Here is a 7,945-nt window from a genome sequence, read left to right on the forward strand (position 1 = left end):
ATCCGCGCCCAGGCCGCCACGCCGGCCGTCGCCCCGGCCGAGGTCTCGGCCCTGCAGCAGCAGCTTTCCGCCACCCAGGCCCAGCTCGCCGACGTGAAGACCGCCCAGGCCGCGGCCGACGCGAACATCGTCACCCTGCAGGCCCCGCCGTCGGGCGCGACCGTCATCCCGAGCCTGCCGAACGGCAAGCCGGCCTTCGCCACCGCCGACGGCCGCTTCACCGCCAACATCCGCGCCATCGTCATGTTCGACGGCGGCCTCTACATGCAGAAGACGAACCTGCCGGCGACGACCGTCGGGCGCGACCTCAACGACGGCACCAACTTCCGCCGCGCGCGCTTCGGCATCGACGGCAAGCTGTTCAAGGACTTCGACTACGCCCTGATCTACGAGTTCGGCGGCTCCGGCGCCGAGGACGCCGGCCACATCCAGGAAGCCTGGGTGCAGTACACGGCCTTCAAGCCCTGGCGCATCCGCCTGGGCGCCTTCGAGCCGAACATCGGCCTGGCGGCGGCGGTCTCCACCAGCCAGATGCCGATCATGGAGCGTCCGGCGCCGGCCGAGGTGGCACGCAACGTGGCCGCTGGCGACAGCCGCTCGGCCCTGCAGTTCCAGGGCAATGGCGTCTGGGGCGAAGGCGACTCGGGCATCGCCTCGCGCTGGTTCCTGTCGACCGCCGTCACCGGCAACACGGTCGGCACGATCAACTCCACCGGCAGCGCCACGGCCCAGCCGGTCGACGAGCAGCAGGCCTGGATCGGCCGCGTCGCCTTCGCGCCATTTTCCTCCACCGACTGGCAGGCGCACTTCGGCCTCAACGCCCAGTACGTCATCCACCCCAATGCGATCGCCCCGGGGGTCACGCCCCGCACGACGGTGCAGCTGCGCGATCGGCCTGAACTGCGCCTCGACGCCACCCGGCTGGTCGACACCGGCGCGATCGACGCGCGCCACGTCACCGTGCTGGGCGCCGAGGCCGGCGTGACGATCCAGAACTTCCTGATCGAGGGCGAGTACTTCAAGTACGGCATCGACCGCCGCCTCACCGCCGCCCAGGTCGGCTTCGGCAATCCGAAGTTCGACGGCTGGTACGTGCAAGGCGCCTGGGTGCTGACCGGCGAGAGCCGCCCGTACAACCCGACCGAAGCCCGCTTCGACGCGCCCAAGATGGCCTACAACTTCAACCCCGAGGCCGGGACCTGGGGCGCGCTCGAGCTGGTCGCCCGCTACTCCGACCTGAGCCTCGACTTCCACGCCGGCGCGGCGGGCACGGCCTCGCTGGCCGACGCCATCCGCGGCGGCGAACAGAAGATCGCGACGCTCGGGGTCAACTGGTACCTGAACCCCGACATCCGGATGATGCTCGACTACCAGCACGTGGACGTCAGCCGCCTGAACGCGGCCGGCGTGCAGATCGGCCAGACCTACAACGCCCTGGCCGCCCGGGCCCAGTTCACCTTCTAGGCCTGCCCCGACCCCTCGCAGGTCCCTAGGCCGCCGCGGCTTCCCCCCGCGGCGGCCTTTTTGTCGCCTTGCCGGACGGCAGAGCTGCAATCTTGTCGTCACGGCGACGACACATGCGGCGCCTAGACTCCGGGATGTTCGGGCTGGGCCGTAAACCGGAGCGTCGCCATGAGCCGCACTATCGCCGTCCGTCCGGCCGCCTACGGCTGGAGCCTGCGGATCGACGCCCAGGAAGGCGTCCTGGTCTTCGCGACCGGCGCGCTCGCCGAGACCACGGCCCGCGGCCTCGCCAGCCGCCTAGCCGGGGCCGGCGAGGTCACCGACATCCTGATCTATCTCCGCGACGGCAGCCTGGCTGGGCGATTGCGCTCCACGCCCCAGCATCCCACCGCCCGCGCCCCCAACGGGCCGGCCCAAGGCGTGGAGCCCGCCGCCGCGTGAGCGCAGCCCTGCAGGTCGCCAGCCTCGCCATGCAGGGCCATCCCTCGGCCGCGGCTCCGGTTCGCTCGGGCCGCGGCCGATTTTTTAAGCCGCGAGCGCTTCGACGGCGGCCTCGCCGTAGGCCGCCCGCACCTCGTGCCAGCGCACGATCTGGAGCTTCCCGTCGAAGCCCTCGACCACCGCCGTGCAGCTCTCCACCCAGTCGCCGTCGTTGATATAGGCGACGCCGGCGATGTCGCGCATCTCGGCATGGTGGATGTGGCCACAGATCACCCCGTCGACCCCGCGCCGCCGGGCTTCGTCGGCCATGGCCTCCTCGAACCTGTCGATGAAGGCCACGGCGTTCTTCACCCGATGCTTCAGATAGGCCGAGAGGCTCCAGTAGCCGAGCCCCAGCAGGCGCCGCAGGCGGTTGAAGTGGGTGTTGAGCGTCAGAAGGGCTCGGTAGCCCCAGTCGCCCAGGAAGGCCAGCCACCTGGCGTGCTGGATCACCCCGTCGAATTCATCGCCGTGGGTGACCAGGTAGCGCTTGCCGTCGGCCGCCTCGTGGATCGCGTCGCGGGCCACCACCACGCCGCCGAAATGCACGCCGCAGAAGTCGCGGATCCGGTCGTCGTGGTTGCCGGGAATATAGACCACCGTCACGCCCTTGCGCGCCAGGCGCAGCACCTTCTGCACCACGTCGTTGTGGGCCTGCGGCCAATGCCAACCGCTCTTCATCTTCCAGCCGTCGACGATGTCGCCGACCAGGTAGAGGGTGTCGCACTCCAGCACCCGGATGAATTCCAGCAGCCGCTCGGCCTGGCAGCCCCTGGTCCCCAGATGCACGTCCGAGATGAAGGCGGCGCGGCAGCGCAAGGTCGGCGTCGGCATGACGATCTCCCCCAACGGGGGTCAGTTCGCCGGTGATTTGGTGACAGCGGCGTGACAGCCGCGGCTCACGCTAGGCCTGCTGGTCCAGCGAATAGCCCGCCGAGCGCACCGTGCGGATCGGATCCTCGGCGCCGCCCACCTTCAGCGCCTTCCTGAGCCGGCCCACGTGGACGTCGACCGTGCGCAGCTCCACATAGGTGTTCGGGCCCCAGACGGCGTCCATCAGGCGCTCGCGGCTGAACACCCGGCCCGGGCGCTGCATGAAGAAGTCGAGCAGGCGGAACTCGGTCGGGCCGAGGTGCACGTTGCGGCCCGAGCGGGTCACCCGCCGGCTGCCGCGGTCGAGCACGATGTCGGCATATTCCAGCCGCTCGTCCACCAGCTCCGGCCGGGTGCGGCGCAGCAGGGCCCGGATGCGCGCCGTCAACTCGCTCATGGCGAAGGGCTTGACCACATAGTCGTCCGCGCCGGTGTCGAGGCCGCGCACCTTGTCCGTCTCCTCGCCGCGCGCGGTCAGCATCAGGATCGGCGTCCGCCGCGTCTCGGGCCGGGTGCGCAGCTGGCGGCAAACCTCGACGCCGGAGACCTTCGGCAGCATCCAGTCCAGAAGGATCAGGTCGGGCGTCTCCTCCTCGACCTTCAAGAGGCCCTCCTCCCCGTCGGCGGCGCGCTCGACGCGGAAGCCCTCCTTCTCGAGGTTGTAATCCAGGAGGGTGGCCAGGGCCTCCTCGTCCTCGACGACCATCACATAGGGCTTCATGCGTTGATGTCCCGAGGACCGTCTCTGGGCCCATCGGCCTCCAGCAGCGAGACCTTGGGGCGGGGCTGGTTCAGCTCTTCGCCGGTGATCTGGAAGTGCAGGATCTCGGCGATGTTGGTGGCGTGGTCGCCGATCCGCTCGAGGTTCTTGGCGATGAACAGCAGGTGGGCGCCCGGCGCGACGGTGTCGGGCTCGTTGGCCATCAGCGTCAGCAGCTCGCGGAAGATGCTCTCGTAGTGTTCGTCGACCTCTTCGTCGCGGCGCCACACGGTCATGGCGGCGGCCATCTCCTGCGTCGCATAGGCGTTCAGCACCTCGTGCAGGCGCGCGGCCACCAGCCGGCCCATCCGCTCGATGGCGCTCATCAGCGGCAGCACGGGGTCGGAGCCGGACAGCACCAGGCTGCGCTTGGCCATGTTGCGCGCCAGGTCGCCGCAGCGCTCCAGGTTCATGGCGAGCTTCAGCGTCGAGACCGCCTGGCGCAGGTCCTCGTCCGAGGGCCCCTGTTCGGCGATGAGGGTCAGCGCCCGGCGCTCGATGTCGGCCTGCATGTCGTCGAGCCGCAGGTCGCGCACGATCAGCGCCTGGGCCAGCGGCACGTCGCGCCGCACCACTGCGTCCACCGCATCGACCACCTGCGCCTCGGCCAGTCCGCCCATGCGGATCACCTCGGCCACTAGGGCGCGGAGTTCGGCGGCATAGGAACTCTTGGGAATCGGCTGGGCCACGTAACGCACCTCACTTCAGGTCCGGAACCTAGCCCTGCCGCATGACAGTTATGTGACAGTCACGCGTCGCCGACGCGAAAGCTTCGCGGCGCGCCCCGAGGCGGTCCCGACGCGGCCGCGCCGTTCATCTCCCATTCAAGTTATCTAGCTCCACTGTTCCAAACAAACTGAGCCGTAGGGGTTATCTGAGGCCTCGAATGTGAACAAGCTTTGCCATTCGGATGTATTCGAGGTCATCAATAATTAAACTCCGGGGCGCTGAATATTGGGTGCTGCGGCGTCCGGCCGCACTGCTGAGCTTTGATAGCGGTGATATCTCATCGGCTGTGCTGTGGGGGTATGCGACATGCGGGTCCTCGTCGTCGAAGACGAACCGCTCATTGCAGCGTCGATCGAATGGGAGTTGCGGGACGCCGGCTACGAGGTGATCGGCCCCGCCGCCGACGCCGTCCACGCCGCCGCCCTCGCCCGGGCCGAACGCCCCGATCTGGCGCTGGTGGACATCAACCTCACCTGCCGCGGCGACGGCGTCGCCCTGGCCCGCGGGTTCCGCCGCCTGGGCATCGCCTCGATCTTCGTCAGCGGCCAGGTGCTGGAAGCCCGCGAAAACCGCGACGCCGCCCTGGGTCTGGTCGCCAAACCCTTCTGCGTCGAGCATCTGCCGGCCGTGGTGCGTTGCGCCGCGGTGGTGCTGGCCGGCGGCTGGCCGGCCGTGATTCCGCCCGCCCTGGAACTGTTCAGCCGCGCGCCCCCGGCGCGCGCCGCCCGGCCGGTCGCCTACGCCGCTGGCCGATAGGCGTCGCGCCGGCGCCGGAACCCTTTCGGTCCGGCCAAGCTTTACCATGGGCCACGGCGGGTCACGGCCCACGTCCGGAATCGTCCGGCTATGGCGAGGGGAACCCGAACATGGCGTCTCATGGCCTTATCGCCTGGTTGATCATCGGCGCCGTCGCCGGCTGGCTGGCCGGGACCTTCGTCAAAGGCGGCGGCTTCGGCCTGATCGGCGACATCGTGGTCGGCGTCATCGGCGCCTTCATCGGCGGCTGGCTGGCCGGCGTGCTGCATATCCACCTCGGCAGCGGCTGGATCTCCTCGATCCTTACCGCGGCCGCCGGCGCGATCCTGCTGCTGGTGATCCTGCGGGCCGTGCGTCGGGCTTAAGCCGCCGGCGGTAGAGCTACTTGCGCCGACCCGTCCCGGCGCCGCCGTGCGCGGGCAGGCGCAGGCTGCCTTCGATATGATCCACGCTATTCTCGAATTCGTCGTAGTAGCCGTCCTTGGCGGTCGCCAGGTCGGCCGCCGTAATTTGGCACTCCAACCGGTAGATATATCCCGGCGCCGCGATCACCAGCGTACGGTTTACGTGGCCGGGCATCAGATCGCCGGGATCGCGATAGACCGCCGCACAGGTCCGCGCCGCCATGCCCTGGACCCTCAGTGGCCCCGATCTCACGATCGCGAACTCGGTTTGCCCGGGCTGGGGGCTGGGACAGAAGACGTCGGGCGTCTGTGACGCGAACAGGGTCGAGACCGCCGCATAAGGTTTGTCCGCGGGATAAGCCATCCGCGCCAGGCTGCAGGCGAGCTTCTCCCTGGCGGTGGCCGCGCCCCAGCTCATCAGCGAGCTGACGCCGCGAGGCGGCCCGAGGGTCTTCGGCAGGATGGTCGCCGACACGGCCGGCACATCGATCACCGTGCCGTCCGCGAGGGTCACGGTCCGCCACGGCGCGTCCGCCGCTTGCGCCATGCCGCCGGCGGCAGAGAGCACCGCGAGCGCTGCCACCGTCCTCATCCGCCATCGCATCGCCGCCGCCTCCCCAGCCTGCCGCCATCCTACAGCCAAGACCGCCGTTCGGCGATCAGGCGGCCGGCAGATAGACGCTGAAGGTGGTTCCCAGGCCCTCGGCGCTCTCCACTGCGATGCCGCCGCGGTGGCGGTTGACGATGTGCTTGACGATGGCCAGGCCCAGGCCCGTGCCGCCGCTCTTCTGGCCGGCCACCCGATAGAACCGCTCCGAGAGCCTGGGCAGGTGCTGGCGGGCCATGCCCGGCCCGTGATCGCGCACCCGCAGCACCACGAACGCCTGGTCCGCCGCGGCGTCCGGCGACAGCAGCGATAGCGCCACCCACCCCTCGCGCCCGCTCGCCGCCCGCGCGCCTTCCAGCGTCGCGGCCCGCGCCATCTCGACGGCCACCGCCTGGCCCGGCGTGGAGTATTTCACCGCGTTCTCCACCAGGTTCTGCGCCACCTGCACCAGCTGGTCGCGGTCGCCGGTGACCCTCAGCGGTCCGGCCGCCGCCACCGTCACGGCCACGCCACGCTCGGCGATCAGCGGGCGGATGGCGTCCACCACGTCCTGCGTCACCTGGGCGAAGTCGACGACGCCCTCGGGCGCGATGTGCTCGTTGAGTTCGATGCGGGACAGCGACAGCAAGTCGTCGATCAGCCGCGCCATCCGGCCGGCCTGCTCGGCCATGATGCCGAGGAACTTGTCGCGCGCCGCCGGATCGTCCTTGGCATGGGTGCGCAGCGTCTCGACGAAGCCCGCCAGCGAGGCCAGCGGCGTGCGCAGTTCGTGGCTGGCGTTGGCCAGGAAGTCGGCCCGCATCCGCTCGGTGCGCCGGGCGTCGGTCTCGTCGCGCAGCATCAGGACGAGCTCGCGGCCGTCCCCCTCCGCCACCCCCAGCGGCCGCACGAAGGCCCGCCAGTAGCGCGGCTGCACGCCGATGGATTCGAACGCCACCTCGACCGCCTCGTCGGTCGCCAGCGCCTCCTCGATGGCCTCCAGCACCTGCGGCTGGCGCAGCGCCGCGCCCAGCGGGGCGCCGACCAGCTCCATCCGGAACAGCGTCTGCGCCGCCTGATTGCCGTAGGCGATCTCCGGCCCCTGGCGGCCGCCGGCCCGCACCAGCAGCACCGGATCGGGCAGCAGCTCCAGGATCCGCTGGGCGGGCGTCTCTGTCAGGGCCTCGGACACGCCGCAGGGATGCCGCGAAACCCCCGGCGGGGCAATGGCGCGCGCAGAGGAGGCTTGCCTGCCCTGCCGTCACTCTGGCCTGATCGGCTCGAACAGGACCCGGGAGGGGCCGCCATGCAGATCGACCTGCTGTCGCCGGGGCGCTTCTCCGGCGGCCAGCCGCACGACCAGTTCGCCTGGCTGCGCGAGCACGATCCCGTCCACTGGCACGACGAGCCGGGCGGCAAGGGCTTCTGGGCTGTGACCCGCTTTTCCGACGTCTGGGCCGTGGACCGCGATTTCTCCGCCTACTCCTCGGGGCCCACCATCATGATCGCCGACCCGCTGGGCGAGAGCGGCGGCTTCGGCCCCTACAAGATGATGCTGATGATGGACCCGCCGGAGCACACGGCGTTCCGCAAGCTCATCCGCTCGGAGTTCACCCAGCCCGCCGCCCACCTGCGCGAAGGCCGCATCCAGGCCCTGGCCGGCCAGATCGTCGACGCCGTCATCGAGCGCGGCGAATGCGATTTCGTGGCCGACGTCGCCGGCGAGATGCCCTCGTTCGTGATCGCCGAGCTCATGGGACTGCCGCTGGACGACGGCCGCGAGCTCTACCAGCTCACCGAAGCCATCCACACCGCGCCCGAGGCCCTGCCGCCCGGCGCGGGCGCCCAGGCCGTGCAGAAGATGTTCGAATACGGCTCGCGGCTGATCGCCGA

9 protein-coding genes and 1 pseudogene are annotated in these 7,945 nt (G+C 70.2%); 5 read left to right on the plus strand and 5 right to left on the minus strand.

Going from position 1 to position 7,945, the window contains the following annotated elements; all coding sequences use genetic code 11:
* Window positions 1-1,464, plus strand: a 1,464-nt coding sequence (locus tag VGT80_RS11450; protein ID WP_327455890.1) for an OprO/OprP family phosphate-selective porin, incomplete at its 5' end; no start/stop codon positions are given.
* Window positions 1,465-1,632: 168 nt separating this feature from the next.
* On the plus strand, window positions 1,633-1,905 hold the full coding sequence (locus VGT80_RS11455) for a hypothetical protein (protein WP_327455892.1): 273 nt from the start codon (window positions 1,633-1,635) through the stop codon (window positions 1,903-1,905).
* A gap of 84 nt (window positions 1,906-1,989) precedes the next feature.
* Here VGT80_RS11455 and VGT80_RS11460 read toward each other — a convergent pair whose 3' ends face one another.
* The 3 genes from VGT80_RS11460 to phoU form a co-directional block, all read right to left on the minus strand.
* Window positions 1,990-2,778 (minus strand): UDP-2,3-diacylglucosamine diphosphatase, encoded by a 789-nt coding sequence (locus tag VGT80_RS11460; RefSeq protein WP_327455894.1) that lies wholly within the window; start codon window positions 2,776-2,778, stop codon window positions 1,990-1,992.
* Window positions 2,779-2,848: 70 nt separating this feature from the next.
* Entirely contained in the window at window positions 2,849-3,538 is a 690-nt protein-coding gene (gene phoB / locus VGT80_RS11465; protein WP_327455896.1) for a phosphate regulon transcriptional regulator PhoB, read from the minus strand.
* The gene (gene phoU, locus VGT80_RS11470) at window positions 3,535-4,266 is read right to left on the minus strand and encodes a phosphate signaling complex protein PhoU (protein ID WP_327455897.1); all 732 of its coding nucleotides are present in this window, start codon (window positions 4,264-4,266) and stop codon (window positions 3,535-3,537) included. The genes phoB and phoU overlap by 4 nt, the downstream gene beginning before the upstream one ends.
* Window positions 4,267-4,612: 346 nt before the next feature.
* On the opposite strand from phoU, the gene VGT80_RS11475 reads away from it, so the two are divergent.
* Both VGT80_RS11475 and VGT80_RS11480 read left to right on the plus strand, forming a co-directional pair.
* Complete coding sequence (locus VGT80_RS11475) at window positions 4,613-5,062, plus strand: response regulator (RefSeq protein WP_327455899.1); 450 nt, start codon at window positions 4,613-4,615, stop codon at window positions 5,060-5,062.
* A 110-nt stretch (window positions 5,063-5,172) separates the two neighbouring features.
* The gene (locus tag VGT80_RS11480) at window positions 5,173-5,427 is read left to right on the plus strand and encodes a GlsB/YeaQ/YmgE family stress response membrane protein (protein ID WP_327455901.1); all 255 of its coding nucleotides are present in this window, start codon (window positions 5,173-5,175) and stop codon (window positions 5,425-5,427) included.
* Window positions 5,428-5,443: 16 nt separating this feature from the next.
* Here the strand turns inward: VGT80_RS11480 and VGT80_RS11485 are convergent, their stop codons facing one another.
* Both VGT80_RS11485 and VGT80_RS11490 read right to left on the minus strand, forming a co-directional pair.
* Window positions 5,444-6,070 (minus strand): hypothetical protein, encoded by a 627-nt coding sequence (locus VGT80_RS11485; RefSeq protein WP_327455903.1) that lies wholly within the window; start codon window positions 6,068-6,070, stop codon window positions 5,444-5,446.
* Window positions 6,071-6,125: 55 nt separating this feature from the next.
* Window positions 6,126-7,244, minus strand: a complete 1,119-nt coding sequence (locus tag VGT80_RS11490; RefSeq protein WP_327455905.1) for an ATP-binding protein — start codon at window positions 7,242-7,244, stop codon at window positions 6,126-6,128.
* Between the two features lie 114 nt (window positions 7,245-7,358).
* Between VGT80_RS11490 and VGT80_RS11495 the strand changes: the two are divergent.
* Window positions 7,359-7,945, plus strand: a pseudogene (locus tag VGT80_RS11495) (cytochrome P450); the annotation flags it as partial.

It is taken from the genome of Phenylobacterium sp. (assembly GCF_035944335.1).
Classification (GTDB): Bacteria; Pseudomonadota; Alphaproteobacteria; order Caulobacterales; family Caulobacteraceae; genus Phenylobacterium.

Coding starts and splice junctions, on each gene's coding strand:
- VGT80_RS11475 (WP_327455899.1), top strand. CDS start 4,613: ATGCGGGTCCTCGTCGTCGAAGACGAACCGCTCATTGCAGCGTCGATC.
- phoB (WP_327455896.1), bottom strand. CDS start 3,538: ATGAAGCCCTATGTGATGGTCGTCGAGGACGAGGAGGCCCTGGCCACC.
- VGT80_RS11455 (WP_327455892.1), top strand. CDS start 1,633: ATGAGCCGCACTATCGCCGTCCGTCCGGCCGCCTACGGCTGGAGCCTG.
- VGT80_RS11460 (WP_327455894.1), bottom strand. CDS start 2,778: ATGCCGACGCCGACCTTGCGCTGCCGCGCCGCCTTCATCTCGGACGTG.
- VGT80_RS11485 (WP_327455903.1), bottom strand. CDS start 6,070: ATGCGATGGCGGATGAGGACGGTGGCAGCGCTCGCGGTGCTCTCTGCC.
- VGT80_RS11480 (WP_327455901.1), top strand. CDS start 5,173: ATGGCGTCTCATGGCCTTATCGCCTGGTTGATCATCGGCGCCGTCGCC.